Genomic DNA, 16,114 nt, shown 5'->3' with positions numbered 1-16,114 from the left:
TGACCGTCCGGCCACCCGCGACTCTCTGCCTCACCGAAAATAACAACTGCCTAACCCGTATACGATCGGGCACGATGCCCTCCGACCGACAATCGCGGCGGCGCTTCCTCCGGGCGACGGGCGGGGTCGCCGCCGCCGCGCTCGCCGGGTGCTCCGGCGGGAACGACGGAGCGACCGACCAGCCAGCGACCGACGCGCCGGGAGCGAGCGGGACCGACGGACCGGACGGGGGTGCAACGCCCACGCCCACGGCGGCGACCGGGGACTCGCTCGCGCTGCCGACGGTGGCGGCGGCCGGGTCGCCGGACGGCGAGGTCCGCCTGCGGCCCGAGGGGGAGCTGTCGTTCGTGAACTTCTTCGCGACGTGGTGCGGGCCTTGCAAGAAGGAGATGCCGGACCTGCGGCGGGTCCGCGCGGAGTTCGACGCCGACCGCGTCCACATGGTCTCGGTGACGCCGGAGGCCGACGAGGCCGCGATCCGGCAGTTCTGGGAGACCTACGAGGGGACCTGGCCGGTCGCGATGGACGTCGACCTCGCCGCGACCGACCGGTGGAGCGTCTCCTCGTACCCGACGAACAAGCTGTTCGACGCCGAAGGGAACGAACTCGCGTACAGCGCTCTACGGCACTACGAGGATATCGTCCCGGCGATCGAGAGCGAACTCGGCGGGGACTGACGGATGGGCGGACCGAGACAGCGCTACGGGTTCCGCGTGCGAGCCGTCGCGGTCGTCTGTGTGACCGCCCTCGTCGTCCTGTCGGGCTGTGCCGGACTGAGCGACGGGGGCGCGACACCCGCCGCGACCGCGGAGGAAACGGTCGGCCCGACCGGCACGACGCCGTCGTCGACCGCGAACCCGGACTCCGGGTCCACGACCGCCGCGGGCTCGCGGCTCGCGCCCGGGCTGACGGCCGACGGCCTCGCCGACCCGCTCGAACTGGTCAACGCTCACACCGCGGTCCTGCGGTCCGAACCGTTCACCGTCCGGTACGAGCGCCGGCAGAGCGGCGACGGCTACGACGTGACCCAGACGCTCTCCAGCAGGACCGACCTGAACGGGACCGTCCGCGCTCGCGCGGCCATGCGGGTGAACACGACCGGGTCGGCGCCCTCAGTCTACGAGAACAGATCCGGCCGGACCGCCATCTGGCGCGACGGCGGCACGGTCTTTCACCGGGCGGTCGAGAACGACAGCGCGACCTACGACCGGATCCGCGCCATGAACGCGTCGATCAGCCCCAACCTCCTGACCCAGCGCCGTGACCTCGCCGAATACCTGTCGAACGTCGAAAATCAGGCCGTGACCGAGGTGAATCGCGACGGAGGGACGTACTACAGAGTCGAGGGATCGTTCCAGGAACCCTACCGCAACGGGCCGACGAACGTGACCGCCTACGTCGCGCCGAACGGCCTGGTCGCCGAACTGGTCGTCGAGGAAGCCGGCGGGGAGCGGGTCGGTCCGTCGGTGTTGCGCGTCACATACGACGATCTCGGTGAGACGGCCGTCGAGCGGCCCGAGTGGGTCGAGACGGCCGAAGCGGCGACTGGCGGGACCGGCTGAGTCGCTCGACCCGCGCGGGGCCGATGTGCGCGGTACCGGCCGACGTGCGCCGGTCCCCGCGACGGGGAGGGGCAGATTGTTACCCCCGGCCGACAAACCGGTCGGCGATGGTCGGACCCCTCGGCGCGGTCGCGCTGGCAGCGGTCGCGACGGTCGTCATCTGGAAGGGCAGCGGTTGGTTCGAGCGCGCCGCCGAGCGGCTCAGCAAGTACTACGGGCTGCCGGTGGCCGTCCACGGGGCGGTCGTCGTCGCCGTCGGGTCGAGCTTCCCGGAGATCAGCTCGATCGTCATCAGCACGGTCGTCCACGACGAGTTCTCGCTGGGCGTCGGCGCCATCGTCGGCAGCGCCATCTTCAACCTCCTCGTGATCCCCGCCGTCTCGGCGCTGGCCAGCGAGGAACTGACCTCGACCCGCGATATCGTCCACAAGGACGCCCAGTTCTACGTCATCAGCATCCTCGTGCTGTTCATCGTCTTCGCGCTGGGGGCGACCTACGTCCCCGGCGGGACGAACCGCGAGGCGCTGTTGACGCCGGCCCTGGCCGTCGTCCCGCTGGCCACCTACGGCGTCTACGTCTTCCTCCACCAGCAGGACGCCAGCGACCACGTCGCCGACCCGGCCGACAGCGTCAGCGCGCTCCGGGAGTGGGGGGTGCTGGCCGTCTCGCTCGTGGTGATCGCCGTCGGCGTCGAGGGCATCGTCCAGGCGGCGCTCGCGCTGGGCGAAGCCTTCCAGACGCCGACGTTCTTCTGGGGGCTGACGGTCATCGCCGCGGGCACGAGCCTGCCGGACACGTTCGTCAGCGTCAACGCCGCCCGGGACGGCGACGACGTCACCAGTCTCGCGAACGTCCTCGGGAGCAACACGTTCAACCTCCTCGTCGCCATCCCCGTCGGCGTCCTGCTAGCCGGGGAAGCGACCATCGACTTCCTGGCCGCCATTCCGACGATGGGGTTCCTCGCGCTCGCGACGCTCGTGTTCATCGTCTTCACCCGCACCGGCCTGGAGATCACGAACCGCGAGGCCTACGCGCTCATCGCCCTGTACGCCTTCTTCCTCGCGTGGATGGGCCTCGAATCTGTCGGCGCCATCGAGACCGTCCGCGGGATCTGAGCCGCCGGCGCGGAGCGAACTCGTGGTATCAGGTTCGGGAATCAGGCCGATACATGTAAACGAACGGGGTACACAGGGCTGGACAATGAGCGACGGCGCGACGGTCCTGTGGGTCGGCGGGGGGTCAGTGACCGGCGGGCAAACGGGCGCGGACACGGACGAGGGCCACGGCGCCGAGCGGCTGGAACGGGCCGGATACGCGGTCGTCCGGTCGACGCCCGACTCGGTCGCCGACGCGCTCGTCGCCGAGCGGTTCCACTGTGCGGTCTGTGACACCGGCGCGCCGTCGAGGGCCGAAGCGGTCGAGGCCGTCGAGACGGTCGAGGGGAGCGCCCGCGCCCTGCCGGTCGTCGTGTTCGCCTCCGATGGAGACGAGTCGCTCGCCCACCGGACCGTCGCCGCCGGCGCCGACGAGTACGTGCCGGCGTCGTCGGACCGCTCGCTCGTCGACGCCGTCGACCGCGCGGTCGAACGCGGTCGGGCGAGCGAGCGCGACCGGGGAGCGGAGCGGCGGCTCGAGGCGCTGTTCGCCGACACGCCGGACCCGGTCATCGAGTACGCGTTCGTCGAGGACGAACCCGTCGTCGAGTCGGTCAACCGGGCGTTCGTCGAGACGTTCGGCTACGAGCCGGGCGTCGCCGTCGGCGAGCCGCTCAACGACCTGGTCGTCCCCGAAGTCAAGCGCGACGAGGCGGCGTCGCTCGACGAGCGGGTCCGCGCCGGCGAGCGCGTCCACGTCGAGATCGAGCGCGAGACCACGGACGGGAGCCGAGAGTTCCTCTTCCGGAACATCCCCGTCGAGTCCGGCGAGCGGCCCGTCGGCTACGCCGTCTACACCGACATCACCGACCAGAAGGAGCGCGAACGGCGCCTGCGCGAGCAGAACGACCGGCTCGAACGCTTCGCCAGCGTCATCGGGCACGACCTGCGCAACCCGATGGGCGCCGTGAAACACCGCATCGAGATGGCCCGCCAGACCGGCGACGACCGCCACCTCGACGACGCCATGTCGGCGCTCGACCGGATGGACGAACTGCTGCGCGACCTCCTCCAGATGGCTCGCCAGGGCGAGGAACTCGGGAAGACCGAGCCCGTCTCGCTCGCCGGGGTCGCCCGAGCCGCCTGGGACCACATCGCCACCGGCGAGAGCTCGCTGGTCGTCACCGACGACGCCACCGTCGTCGCCGACCGCGGACGGCTGACCCAGCTGCTCGAGAACCTGTTCATCAACGCGGTCGAACACGGCGCCACCGGCGACGGACAGGGGACGGTCGAGGTCAGAGTGGGCGTCGACGGAGGCGACTGTGTCGTCGTCGAAGACGACGGGCGGGGCATCCCCGTCGCGGACCGCGGGGACGTGTTCGAATCGGGGTACTCGACGGCCACCGACGGCACCGGGTACGGCCTGGCGATCGTCCGGCAGGTCGCGCGCGCTCACGGCTGGGCGACCGCGGTGACCGAGAGCGACGACGGCGGCGCCCGCTTCGAGTTCCGCGGCGTCGAGTTCCCCGACTGACCGCCCCGTCGACGCAAACGACACCTTCTTGACGCCGTCGGGGATACCGACGACCGGGCGCGGGTAGCCAAGCCAGGAAACGGCGCAGCGCTTAGGACGCTGTCCCGTAGGGGTCCGCCGGTTCAAATCCGGTCCCGCGCACTGAACGGAAGACGACGAGCTACGCGAGTCGTCTGGAGTGAGGGCAGGACCGATTTGAACCCTGGAAGCCGCGCGCAGCGAAGCGAGCACGTCTTCCTCCGGTTCAAATCCGGTCCCGCGTATTTTGCTGCTCGCACTCTGTCCCGAGCCGAGTCCGGGTTCGACGATGACCCGGTCAGCGGGCATCGAGAACGAGACGAGTCTCGGGGGCGACGGAGTTATCCCGTCGCCGCCGAATCCGACGGTATGACCGACCGAGCGGGGAGCGAGTCCGACCGCTCCCCCTGGAGGACCGAGTAGTGCGCGTCGTGCTGGCCGTCGGAACGACGGGGACGGCGACGATCGACGGGATCAGCGCGGCCGGGGCGGACGCCGACGCGATGGTCCACACGCCGAGCGCGGACGCGGAGATCGCGAGCTACGGCGAACCGATCCGGGCGCCGGTCGTGCCGGTGAGTCCGACGGGGACGCCGACGCCGGCGCTGGTGACCCGGGCCGTGCGGGACCTGGTGAACTTCGACCTGACCGTCGTCGACGCCGGGCTGGCCGAGCCGACGGGCGCGCCGACGGTGACCGTTGGCGCGCGGCCCGGCGGAGACGTTCGCGAGGAAGACCCGGTCTCGACGGCGCACGGCGCCTTCGAAGCCGCGCGGCAGTTCGGGCGGGCGCTGCCGGACGACGCGATCTACCTCGGCGAGTCGATCCCCGGCGGGACGACGACTGCGCTGGGCGTCCAGGCGGCGCTGGGCGAGCGCGGGGGACCGGACGCAGGGGTCGGCGTTTCCTCGTCGCTCCCGGAGAACCCGGTCGAGCGAAAGCGCGAGGTGGTCGCCGAGGGCCTGGCGGCGAGCGGCCTCGACGAGGGGGCGGCGGCGGGCGAACCGAAGGTCGCGCTCCGGCGGATGGGCGACCCGGTGCTCGCCGTGGTCGCGGGGACCGCGCTGGGTTGTCTGGAGACCGACACGGCGGTGACGCTGGCCGGCGGAACGCAGCTCGCGACGGTCGCGGCGCTGTTGCGCCACGCCGGTGTGGACCAGCGGCTCGAACTGGCGACGACGAGTTTCGTGGCCGCCGACCCGTCGGTCGACCTCGACGCGCTCGCCGGCTCGCTGGACCTGTCGGTGACGGTCACCGACCCGGAGTTCGACGAGGGCGACCACCCGGCGTTCGACGGCTACCTCGCCGGCGAGGCCAAGGAGGGGGTCGCGATGGGGGGGGCGCTCGCGCTCGCCCGCGCCGCCGGCGTCCCGATGGCCGACGTCCGCGACCGCGTGCTGGCGCGGTACCGGGCGCTCCCAGACGTGTCATAGCGGTGTTGTTTAGGTGGCCCGTGGAAAGCTACGGACCCGCAGTTCGTCCGCCAGGTAAGACGAACGCGTGACGCGGGTCAGACGTGCCGAAACGCTTTTTCCTGTCGGATGGATTGATACGACAATGACCGGGCTCGACGAGTTTCTCGAGGGGTTAGTCGCCGATGCGGACGCGGTCTGTCTGTTCTCGCCGGGGAAGTCTCACTACGAGACGCTGGCCGGCGACGACGTGGTCGTGGTCGGACCGGACAACGACGTGGAGGCCGACGCGTTCGTGAAGCTACCGCTGGAGTTCGAGGACCTGCGCGACCGGATCCGCTTCGGCGTCGAGGGGGCCGTCGAACACGGGTACGTGGAGGAGGACGCCGATCTGGTCTGTCTCGCGAAGGTGTTCGGCGAGGACGCGGACACGGTCGCGCGGGTCCGCGCCGACGAGTTCGAGAAGTCGGGCGTCTACGGCCTGTTCGCCAACTCGCGGGCCGAGCCCTCGGTGATCAGAGACGTGCTGGAGGTGGCGGTCGAGCTCGGCAAGAAGGGCCAGAAGGGCAAGCCCGTCGGCGCGCTGTTCGTCGTCGGCGACGCCGGGAAGGTGATGAACAAATCGCGGCCCCTGTCGTACAACCCCTTCGAGAAATCGCACGTCCACGTCGGCGACCCCATCGTGAACGTGATGCTCAAGGAGTTCTCGCGGCTCGACGGCGCGTTCGTCATCTCCGATTCGGGGAAGATCGTCTCCGCCTATCGGTATCTCGAACCCTCCGCGGAGGGCGTCGACATCCCGAAGGGGCTGGGCGCGCGTCACATGGCCGCCGGCGCGGTCACGCGGGACACGAACGCCATCGCCATCGTCCTCTCCGAGAGCGACGGGCTGGTCCGGGCGTTCAAAGCGGGTGAACTCATCCTGGAGTTGGATCCGGAGGCGTACTGATGCAGATCGAGTGGCCCGACGTCATTCGGTCGGTCTTCTCCGAGCGCGGCGCGTTCGCCGCCTCGATAGCGATCCTGCTCCTCGGCGTGCTGGGAAGCTACTTCGTCTGGCGGTGGACGCGGACGTTCCTGCGGAGCGCCGGCGTCTCCGACGCGGTGGAGGGGACGCCCTTCGAGCGCACGGCCAGGAGCTTCGGCACGTCGACGGTCGGTATCGTCTCGACAATCGGAGCCGTCTTCGTCTACGTCCTCGCCATCGTCCTCGCGGTGAACCTCGCTCAGCTCGGCAACCCCGACCTGTTCTGGCAGCGGTTCACCGGGTTCCTCCCCAGTCTGTTCGTCGCCGCGTTCGCGCTGATCATCGGCCTCGTTGTCGGCGACAAGGCGAAACTCCACGTCAGCGAACGCCTCCGGAGCGTCAAACTCCCGGAGGTCAGCATCATCCCCGAACTCGTCAAGTACAGCATCTTCTACGTCGCCACCCTCATCGCGCTCAGCCAGCTCGGCATCGAGACGACGGCGCTGGTCGTCCTGCTGGGCGTCTACGCGTTCGCTATCGTCATCGTCGTACTGGTCGCGTTCTGGGACCTGCTCCGCTCGGGCGCCGCGGGCATCTACCTCCTGCTGCGGGAACCGTACAGCATCGGCGACCGCGTCCGCATCGACGACAACCAGGGGATCGTCCAGGAAGTGGACATGTTCATCACGCGTATCGAGAGCGACGGCGAGGAGTACATCGTCCCCAACCAGAAGGTCTTCTCCAGCGGTATCGTCCGCATTCGGGACTGAATCCGGCGGTCTCGGCCTCGGCGGCTCGTCACCCGCTCCGACTCAGTCCTCGTCTTGTACCGTCGCCGGGACGCCCGCGACGGTGGCACCGGGTGGCACGTCTTCGCTGACCAGCGAGTTGGCGGCGACCTGCGCGCCCGCGCCGACCTCGACCCCGGGGAGGACGACGGCACCGGCGCCGATCATCGCCCGCTCGCCGATCACGACCTCGCCGGTCCGGTACTCGTCCTGCAGGAACTCGTGGCAGAGGACGGTCGCGTCGTAGCCGACGATAGCGTGGTCCTCGACGGTGATGAGATCCGGCCAGAACACGTCGGGCGTCGACTCCAGCCCCCACGCCACGCCCGTCCCGACCGTGACGCCGATGCGACGCAGCAGCCAGTTCTTCGCTCGCATGCTCGGACACACCCGGCAGGCCAGGATGACGACGTAGTTGACCATCACCCGCAGCGGGTTGCGGGCGTCGGTCCAGTGGAAAATGGAGTTGTACGGCCCCGCGGTCGGGTGTCTGGTCACCCGGCCGTACCGCCGGTTCGCCCCGCTGGCAGCCGTCTCCGACCCGGATCCGCCGCCGCGAGCGGCGTCACTGGCCGTCTCGTCGTCGCCGCCGTCCGCCCGCGTGTCGTCGCTCACGCTCCGACGTTCGTGCGCCGCTGCCTTCAATCTCGCCACATCGCACGACGCGACCGCAAAAAAGTGGCTCGCTCGCGAGTCTACGCGCCGGCTTCCGTCGCGGTGTCGGTGCCGGTGTCGGTCGCCGTTCCGACGCCAGTGTCGGTCGCTGTGTCGGTACCGGTGTCGGTCGCCGTTCCGACGCCAGTGTCGGTCGCTGTGTCGGTGCCGGTGTCGGTCGCCGTTCCGACGCCAGTGTCAGTCGCCGTATCAGTACCGGTGTCGGTGGCCGTGTCAGTACCGGTATCGGTCGCCGTGTCGGTGCCGGCGTCGGTTTCGGTCGCCGTGCCGTCGTCAGTGGCGGTTTCCATGCCGGTCTCCGTCTCGGTGCCAGTCTCGTCCTCGGCCGCAGTCTCCGTTTCGGTCATCATGTCCGGGAGCGAGACGGTCATCGTCGCGTCCTCCACCGGGATGACGGTGAACGCCGACCCGGCGGGCGCGTCGGCGGGAGTCGCGTAGCCGGCGGCGAACACGGAGTAGGCGGTACCGCCTTCGACCGAGAGGTCGACGGTCGCGACGACCTGCTCGGTGTCGTTCGTGCGGATCTCGACCGTGTAGTCACCGGCCGGGACGTTCACGTAGTCCGAAGCGTTCTGGAACGTGAGGTTCCGCGCGAGGTAGGTCTCGTCGTCCTCCTGCTGGGCCGGCATCAGGTTGTCGATACCAACGGTGTCAGTGGCCGTCCCGGTCGCACCCGCTTCGGTGGCGGTGTCGGTCGCACCGAACGGCGTCGACGTGGTCGTCGCGGTCGGCGACCCCTGTGCCGTCTCGGTCGTCGTACCGGCGTCAGTCGCCGTCTCGGTCGCCGTACCGACGTCAGTCGCCGTCCCCGTCTCCGTCGCCGTACCGACATCGATCGCGGTCCCCGTCTCGGTCGCCGTGCCGATGTCGGTCGCCGTCTCGGTTTCGGTCTCGGTCTCCGCGTCGCCCTCTTCGGTGGGGCCTTCGGTCACGACGACGTCGACCGCGGGGGCGTCCGGCGAGAGGTGGACGAGACTCACGGCCGCGGAGTCGTTGTCCGGTTCCCAGGCGTTGTCCTCGAAGAGGACCGGCTCGAAGTCGGTCTGGGACCCTGTCGAGAACTCGCCGCTGGCGGCGAGCGTCCCGACCGTCCGGGGTTCGAGCGTGAGGTTCCCCTCGAACAGCACGGTGTTCGGCTGGTCAGCGACCGTGATGGTCGCGTTGTACTCCCCGCTCTCGAGCGCCAGGTACCCGGTCACGTCGCCGAACACCGCGTTTTCGACGACGGTCTCGTTGTCGATCGACACGTTCACTGCGGGCGCGTCCGGCGAGAAGTGCCCGACCCGCAGGTACGACGTCTCCTGGGTCTGTGTGGTCGTCTCTTCCTGTGCCGCGAACGACGCCGCTCCGCTCGCCGCGAGCGCGCTCACGACGAGTGTCAGAGCGACGGCTCCGACTATCGCTTTCGTGTACCTATCGTAAGTCATGCGACTGAGGAGAAGGCCGAGATACACTTTGTTATCCTCCGCCCACGAACTCGCTACGAAACGTAAGCCCGAGCAACCGCCGCCCGGTCGCGGCTAGGCCGAACGTTGTGTCAGCGGATACCAGGCCCACTGAACCCCTACACACCGCGTGAACGGACGACACACCGATGGACTCTGCTTACCGCCGGTAACAGCAGGTTACTCGCGCGTGTCGGGCGGGACCGCTCCCCCGCCCCGTCGGTCGATCGATCCCCATAGCACTCGTGAACGACCCCAGACAGAACTGCGGAAACCGGCATCGCAGTCGGGGCTGCGCGACTCGGCTCGCCCCCGGATCGAGCCGCGCTGGCGGCGCCGCTCCTCGCAACGGTTTCGAGGAAAGATGCGCCGGCCGGGATTTGAACCCGGGCCATGAGCTTGGAAGGCTCAGGTCCTACCACTAGACCACCGGCGCGCATCCGTTCGTTTCACACCCCGAAGTAAGGGTGTTTCCTTTCGGCCCGGACCGGCCCTGGCGACTCACCCGGGCCGCACGGCAGCGTAACAGTTCCCGCTCGACACCTCGAATTCGACCAGTTCCAGCCCGCTCTCGGAAACGTCGGCCCGGAACTCCTCGGGGTCGTAGATGTGGTAGAACCGGTCGACGCCCGTCCCGCCGGGCAGCGTCCATTCGACGGTCGTGTCGAACCCCTCGGCTCGGTCGAAACGGTCGTGTTCGGTCGACCACGCGCTGACGAGCGCGCGACCGTCACCGCCCAGCACGCGCGCCAGTTCGTCGAGACTCGCCACCCGCAACTCCCGAGACGGTAGATGCGGCAGCGTCGCTACGTACACCGCGAGATCGACGACGCCGTCGCGAACCGGCAGCGAACTCGCGTCGGCCTGTGCGAGCCCGTAGTCGAACCCGCGCTCGGCCGACCGATCGCGCGCCGTCGCGACCATCCCCCGACTGAGATCGATGCCCAGAACCCGCTCGCAGCGCTCGACCAACAGTTCCGCGTGGCGCCCGTTGCCGCAGCCGACGTCGAGCCCGACAGACCCCGATCGCCCGTCCAGAAACTCCGAGACTTCGGGCCACGCGTACTCGCGAGTCTTCGAGAAGTGGTCGGCGATCCGGTCGTAGGTCGCGCGGACAGACGCCGCGCCGGGTTCTTCGGCCATCGAAATCGATCCTCGGCTCGGTCAGTCGTACTTCTCGGGGTAGGCCTCGGCGAGCAGTTCCGGCTGGTCGTCCAGCCGCTCGCGGATGGGCGCGATGACTTCGGAGATCGCCGCGCCCGCCGAGGGCTTCAGATCGGCGGGGTGGAGTTCCCCGGAAACGAAGTCCTCCTCCAGGGAGTCGTAGGACTCGTAGGTCAGGTCGCCGCCGTACTCCTCCGGGCGCTCGACGACGAACGAATCGCCGCGCTCGTCGAGGATGGGAAAGACGAGGTACTCCATGTACTCCAGGACGCCGTTGTCCTCGCGCTCGCCGGCGGGGCAGTACGCCTGTTCGATCTTCTCGACGACCTCGTCGTGGCCGTCGTTGAGGTTGACCTTCGAGGACTCGTCGGAGGCCGACATCTTGCCGCCCGAGAGGCCCGAGAGGAGGGGAGCGAACATGCAGACGGGTGCCTCGCCGCCGTGGTCGGGGAGGACCTCCCGCGAGAGCATGTAGATGCCGCGCTGGTCGATGCCGCCGTAGGCCACGTCGGCGTCCAGCGCGTCGACGTCGAGGGTCTGCATGAGCGGGTAGAGCAGGCCGCCCAGTTTCGGGGAATCGGACTCGCGGACGACCTCGCTGCCGGCGCGCTGGGCGCGGCTGAGCGTCGTCTCTGCGGCCATCCGGTACATCTCCAGCGTGTACTCCTCGCCGAGCTGAAAGTCGCTGCCGCGGACGAAGTCGATCCCGTCGGCGTCTGCGCCGGCGGCGTCGATCATCGCCTCGATGGTCGCCTCGTAGTAGGCCGAACGGGCCTCTAGCAGGTCGAAGGGGCTCTTGTTGTCGTCCAGATGGGCGTGGAGGTCGGCGATCAGGACGGTCACGTCCATGCCGGCGCCGAGGAAGTCGGCGAGCTTGCGCATCGTGGTGAAGTGGCCGATGTGCATCTCGCCGGTCGGCGCGTAGCCGATGTACACCGAGGGGTCGCCGTCGTCGAATAACTCCTCGAGTTCCGATTCCTCGACGACCTCCGCCGTGTTGCGGGTCGCGAGTTCGAGTCGCTCGGCCGTGTCCATACCGAGTCGTCGCCCCGGCCGACAGTAAAGCGTTTCTTTCGGGTGAGGACGGCGATCACCGCCCCGATACGTTCTTCCCGTCCGCCGGCCGGTAGCGACGTACCCCGCCACCGACATACTACAGTAATCTGCCAAATTGATTTACCGAACGAATCCTATTGGTGGACGATGGGCCTCTCGACCGGGTGCGAACGGCTGGACGAGCTGCTCGATGGCGGCGTGCCGGACAAGCGAAGCCTGCTGGTCTCGGGACCGCCCGGGACCGGCAAGACGACGCTCGGCATGCAGTTCCTCCAGGCCGGGCTCGACGCGGGCGAGGAGTGTCTGTTCGTCAGCACCGAACAGACGATCGGCGAGCTCGAAGATACGTTCGAACCCTACGATTTCGAGCTACACCACGAGGACCTGACCGTCGTAACGGTCCACTGCGAGCCCGGCGACACGATGGAGCGGGAGGACGACCTGGTCGTCCGCACGCTGGAGGGCGGCGACCGGGCCGTCACCGAGTGGTTCGACCTCCCGTTCACCCGGGAGAACGTCGTCCACTACCTCTCGGAGTACGCGCCCAAAGACCGGGTCCTGCTCGACAGCCTCTCCGGACTCAGGCCGATCGCCGCCGACGAGGTGTCCTTTTGGCGCTCGACGTACGACCTGATCCGGCTCTTTTCGGACAGCTTCGGCGCTACGTCGCTGCTGACCGCCGAGGACAGCGGGGTCGGTGACAGCGTCGCGAGCGACCTGCTGCGGTACGCGACCCACGGAGTGATCGAGCTGTCGTCGGCCGACCGTGCGAACCAGCGGCACACGTTCCTGCGCGTCGAGAAGCTCCGCGGGCGCGACCACGACACCCGGCGACACAAGCTCGTCCTCGGCGGCGACGGCGCGACCGTCCAGCCCACCCAGCGCACTCCCCCGAACGAACTCCACGCTCACGACCACCTCTCGACCGGCGTCGACGCGCTCGACGACGTGCTCGGTGGCGGCCTCGTCCGCGGGGGGTTCACGCTGCTCTCGCACGACGGGACCACTGGCCACTACACGCTCGCCACCCGGATGCTCGCGCAGGCCGTCGACGACGGGATGGCGCTGGCCGTCGCGCTCCCGGCCGGCGTCTCGCTGTCCGAACTCGACCGATACTGGGCCGACGCCGACTACACCGTCGACGGCCTGCTCGACGACGACCGGCTGTTCGTCCTCGAACTCGTCGCCAGCGACGGCTCCGACCACCGGAACGTCCTGCGCTACGACGAAACGGCCGACCGCGACTGGGAGCGACTGATGGAGACGTCCTACGAGCGCAGCGGCGACCGCCCGCTGTTCGCGTTCGTCGACACCGAACCGCTGCTGGAACAGGTGTCTCGCCAGCGGGTCCGAAAGGTCCGCTACCAGGCCGCCGCGTCCCACACCGGCGAGGACGACGTGGTCGTCTACGCCGTCAACCCCGCGATCCAGGACCAGTCGCTCGTCGAGTTCTTCGTCGACACGAGCAGTCAGACCCTTCGGATCGAGCGGGGCGACGACGGCATCGAGTGGCTCACCCTCCGAAAGTCACTGACCGGCTCCCCGGGGACGAGCGCGGTCGTCGCCTACGACGAGGAACCGCCGTACGTCGATCTGGTGTGAGAACGCTCCCGACGAACCGGAGGAGCAGCGGTTCAGCGAAATGCAAGGTGGAGCCTCCGACCTAAAGGAGCGAGCGTAGCGAGCGAGTGGGTCAGAGCGGAAACCGACATGGTACGACATCAACCACGCTCGATGGCTGGTCGACTCCCCCACTAAACCGTCACTAATATAAAAAGATTGGCTCACGTCTGAAACACGGATGGAGGTACGTCGTACTGTCCCGGTCAAACTCAACGTGACCGACAGCGACGCCGACCTCCTCCAAGAAACCATCTCCGAGTTCCTGTGGGCCGCCAACTACGTCGTCGACCACGCCTGGCAAGGCGAGTACAAGACCACGAGCAAAGCCGGACTTCAACGTGGAACCTACGACGACGTACGGGCCGAGACGCGACTGCAAGCGAATCTCGTCCAGAACGCTCGTAACAAAGCCGCCGACGCCGTACAGAGTGTGGTCGCACGGTGGAAGCAAGGTGACTATGCCGGGAAACCGCACTTCACTGCGCCGATGCTCGTCTACGACAAGCGGTGTGCGACGTTCAACGACGACCACGCCACGCTCTCGACCGTCGACGGACGCATCACTGCCGAGTACGTCCTGCCAGACGAGAGTCGCGAAACACCGCACTCGGAGTACCTGTTCGACGACGACTACGAAGTGACCGGTGCGGAACTGCACTACCGCGACGACGAGTTCTACCTTCACGTCCGAACAAAGGCGGACGTGGAGTCCGAGACTGCCGATGATGGCAACGACGAGCACAGCACAGTCCTCGGCGTTGACCTCGGCATCGAAAACATCGCCGTCACGTCGACCGGAGAGTTCTGGAACGGGTCGGAATTGAACCATTGGCATCGTGAGTTCGAGAAGCGACGCGGGTCGCTCCAACAGTGTGGAACGCGAGCCGCCCACGAAACCATCCAGTCGGTTGGACGCACGGAGACGGGACGCTACGACCACTTCTTACACACCGTCTCGAAGGAACTCGTCGCGGAAGCCGTCGAGAACGGCTGCGACGTGCTCGCGTTCGAGAACCTGACCGGGATTCGTGAGCGGATGCCCAACGCCAAGCAGTTCCACGCGTGGGCGTTCCGACGTCTGTTCGAGTACGTCGAGTACAAGGCCGAAGTGGTCGGTATCTCGGTCGAACAGGTACCGCCTGCCTACACGAGTCAGCGGTGCTCCAAGTGCGGGACGACGCTCCGCGAGAACCGCCAAACTCGAGAGCGGTTCTGTTGCCAGAAGTGCGGCTACGAGGTGAACGCTGACTATAACGCAGCGAAGAACATCGGTCTGAAGCATCTCCGCTCGGCGCAAACGTCGTCGGACGGAGACGCACCCGTAAACGTGCGCTTGAATCGCGGGACGTTGAACGTGAACGGCAACTACGAGCCTGCCGCAGATGGCGGCCAGAACGGGAGTCCACGCGAAAGCCCTACCCGCAACGAAGCGAACGGCCACGCCGTGAGCGAGTAGGGTGGGGTAGTTTACGCGCTCGCTTTCTCGAGGACCTCGACCGCTTCGGCGTCGACCGCCTCGGTGTCGAGGAAGTTGGGGATGTAGTCCCGGCGCTGGTAGGTCTCGCGCTCGTCTTCGCTGCCAACGGTACACCACAGCTGGGGGCGGTCGGGGCCGTGCCAGTCGCCCTGGCGCGCGACGCCGAAGACGACCAGCTCCTCGCCGTCGACGGAGATGACGGCGTCTTTCCGGAACCCGGCGTCCCCGTGAACGATGAGCTTCTTCATGCCCGCCGGTTCGGCGAAGACGTACTTAGTGACTTCGAAGCTGGCCGCCCCAGCGGCCCGAATGCGGGCGATCCCCCGTCGCCCCGAGCGCCTCCAAGGCCATGGGTGGCGTCCAAGGGACCATAATGACTTAAGAGGCGAAACTTATTGACACCGCCGAGAGCCACGGGATCGTGGCAGGCGAGTACGTTCGGGCGCTGATAGGTCGCCCGCTGGCGCGCCGCGTCGGCCGCCCGGTCGCCGCGTTCGCGGCGCTGGTGGTCGGGGGCGTAGTCGGGTTCGGTGCCCTGGCCGGCGTCGGCGCCGTCGAGGCGCTGTTCTGGCTGCTCGACCCGACGAGCATCGAGATATTCATCGAGTCCCACGACGCGCCGGCGCGGTCGATGCGGGCGTTCACGATCGTCGTCGAGTCGGGGTTGATCCTCTCGGGACTGTGGATCGGCGAGACGGTCATCTCGGCGACCTTCGGCGGACAGATCGAAACGGAGTTGAGACAGATGCAGGTCGAACGAACCATCGACGGGACGGAACAGCACGTCGTCGTCTGCGGGTACGGCACCTTCGGCAAGACGATCGCACGACGGCTTCGCGACCGGGACCGCCCGGTCGTCGTGGTCGAGACGGGCGACGGACAGTACGAGCGGGCGCTGGACGACGGCCTCCTCGCCGTGCAGGGCGACGCCCGCCGCGAGGAGTTGCTCGTCGAGGCGGGCGCCGAGCGAGCCGACGCCGTCGTCGGCGCCGTCGACGACGCGAACGTCAACATCCAGGTCGCCATCACGACGGGCGAACTCGCGCCCGACGCGCGGGTCGTCGTCCGCGCCGGCGACGAGATGTACGAGTCCGTCGCCCGGCGCGCGGGCGCCGACGAAGTGATCGTTCCCGAGGTCGTCAGCGGCGAGCAGGTGACGACCACACTGTGAGCGACGGCGAGGCAGGCCGTATCGTGCGCATCGATCCCACACGAGACGGGGCGCGAGCCGGCGATCTGGACCGATCGGCCGGACCGAACCAAACGGGTTTTAAGCGGGGATGACCAAGCCGTCCG

Annotated in this window: 15 protein-coding genes and 2 tRNA genes; 11 read left to right on the top strand and 6 right to left on the bottom strand. The window is 68.3% G+C overall.

The window, feature by feature from the left end; all coding sequences use genetic code 11:
• Nucleotides 1–74: 74 nt before the first annotated feature.
• The 8 genes from C475_RS24910 to C475_RS10915 all read left to right on the top strand — a co-directional run bounded on the left by C475_RS24910 (nt 75) and on the right by C475_RS10915 (nt 7,360).
• Nucleotides 75–677: a TlpA family protein disulfide reductase gene (locus C475_RS24910; RefSeq protein WP_006883893.1), complete on the top strand. Its 603-nt coding sequence runs from the start codon at nt 75–77 to the stop codon at nt 675–677.
• Between the two features lie 3 nt (nt 678–680).
• Nucleotides 681–1,562: a hypothetical protein gene (locus C475_RS10945; protein WP_006883892.1), complete on the top strand. Its 882-nt coding sequence runs from the start codon at nt 681–683 to the stop codon at nt 1,560–1,562.
• A gap of 107 nt (nt 1,563–1,669) precedes the next feature.
• On the top strand, nt 1,670–2,677 hold the full coding sequence (locus C475_RS10940; RefSeq protein ID WP_006883891.1) for a sodium:calcium antiporter: 1,008 nt from the start codon (nt 1,670–1,672) through the stop codon (nt 2,675–2,677).
• A gap of 85 nt (nt 2,678–2,762) precedes the next feature.
• A complete protein-coding gene (locus tag C475_RS10935) occupies nt 2,763–4,193 on the top strand; it encodes a receiver/sensor box histidine kinase (RefSeq protein WP_006883890.1) in 1,431 nt (476 codons plus the stop codon).
• A 57-nt stretch (nt 4,194–4,250) separates the two neighbouring features.
• Nucleotides 4,251–4,334, top strand: a tRNA-Leu gene (locus tag C475_RS10930).
• Nucleotides 4,335–4,633: 299 nt separating this feature from the next.
• Complete coding sequence (locus C475_RS10925; protein WP_006883889.1) at nt 4,634–5,644, top strand: nicotinate-nucleotide--dimethylbenzimidazole phosphoribosyltransferase; 1,011 nt, start codon at nt 4,634–4,636, stop codon at nt 5,642–5,644.
• A 124-nt stretch (nt 5,645–5,768) separates the two neighbouring features.
• A complete protein-coding gene (gene dacZ, locus C475_RS10920; RefSeq protein ID WP_006883888.1) occupies nt 5,769–6,572 on the top strand; it encodes a diadenylate cyclase DacZ in 804 nt (267 codons plus the stop codon).
• Entirely contained in the window at nt 6,572–7,360 is a 789-nt protein-coding gene (locus tag C475_RS10915) for a mechanosensitive ion channel family protein (protein ID WP_006883887.1), read from the top strand. Before dacZ ends, C475_RS10915 begins: the two co-directional genes overlap by 1 nt.
• 42 nt (nt 7,361–7,402) lie before the next feature.
• Here the strand turns inward: C475_RS10915 and C475_RS10910 are convergent, their stop codons facing one another.
• The 5 genes from C475_RS10910 to C475_RS10890 all read right to left on the bottom strand — a co-directional run bounded on the left by C475_RS10910 (nt 7,403) and on the right by C475_RS10890 (nt 11,697).
• Complete coding sequence (locus tag C475_RS10910) at nt 7,403–7,876, bottom strand: acyltransferase (RefSeq protein WP_049930476.1); 474 nt, start codon at nt 7,874–7,876, stop codon at nt 7,403–7,405.
• 197 nt (nt 7,877–8,073) lie between these two features.
• Nucleotides 8,074–9,480 (bottom strand): DUF4397 domain-containing protein, encoded by a 1,407-nt coding sequence (locus C475_RS10905; protein WP_049930466.1) that lies wholly within the window; start codon nt 9,478–9,480, stop codon nt 8,074–8,076.
• A gap of 383 nt (nt 9,481–9,863) precedes the next feature.
• Nucleotides 9,864–9,934, bottom strand: a tRNA-Gly gene (locus C475_RS10900).
• Nucleotides 9,935–9,999: 65 nt separating this feature from the next.
• Nucleotides 10,000–10,641 carry a class I SAM-dependent methyltransferase gene (locus tag C475_RS10895; RefSeq protein ID WP_006883884.1) on the bottom strand — a complete coding sequence of 214 codons (642 nt, stop codon included), beginning with the start codon at nt 10,639–10,641 and terminating at the stop codon, nt 10,000–10,002.
• Nucleotides 10,642–10,662: 21 nt separating this feature from the next.
• Complete coding sequence (locus C475_RS10890) at nt 10,663–11,697, bottom strand: tyrosine--tRNA ligase (protein ID WP_006883883.1); 1,035 nt, start codon at nt 11,695–11,697, stop codon at nt 10,663–10,665.
• Between the two features lie 168 nt (nt 11,698–11,865).
• Between C475_RS10890 and C475_RS10885 the strand changes: the two genes are divergently transcribed.
• The gene (locus tag C475_RS10885; RefSeq protein WP_006883882.1) at nt 11,866–13,320 is read left to right on the top strand and encodes an RAD55 family ATPase; all 1,455 of its coding nucleotides are present in this window, start codon (nt 11,866–11,868) and stop codon (nt 13,318–13,320) included.
• A 199-nt stretch (nt 13,321–13,519) separates the two neighbouring features.
• Nucleotides 13,520–14,797, top strand: a complete 1,278-nt coding sequence (locus C475_RS10880) for an RNA-guided endonuclease InsQ/TnpB family protein (RefSeq protein WP_049930464.1) — start codon at nt 13,520–13,522, stop codon at nt 14,795–14,797.
• Between the two features lie 11 nt (nt 14,798–14,808).
• On the opposite strand, the gene C475_RS10875 is transcribed toward C475_RS10880, so the two are convergent.
• Complete coding sequence (locus C475_RS10875) at nt 14,809–15,066, bottom strand: HAH_0734 family protein (RefSeq protein ID WP_006883880.1); 258 nt, start codon at nt 15,064–15,066, stop codon at nt 14,809–14,811.
• Between the two features lie 173 nt (nt 15,067–15,239).
• On the opposite strand from C475_RS10875, the gene C475_RS10870 reads away from it, so the two are divergent.
• A complete protein-coding gene (locus tag C475_RS10870; protein WP_006883879.1) occupies nt 15,240–15,989 on the top strand; it encodes a potassium channel family protein in 750 nt (249 codons plus the stop codon).
• Nucleotides 15,990–16,114 lie beyond the last annotated feature (125 nt).

Source organism: Halosimplex carlsbadense 2-9-1 (assembly GCF_000337455.1).
GTDB lineage: Archaea > Halobacteriota > Halobacteria > Halobacteriales > Haloarculaceae > Halosimplex > Halosimplex carlsbadense.
Note: the sequence above shows the minus strand (reverse complement) of the source record. Positions and strands in the feature narration are given on the sequence as shown.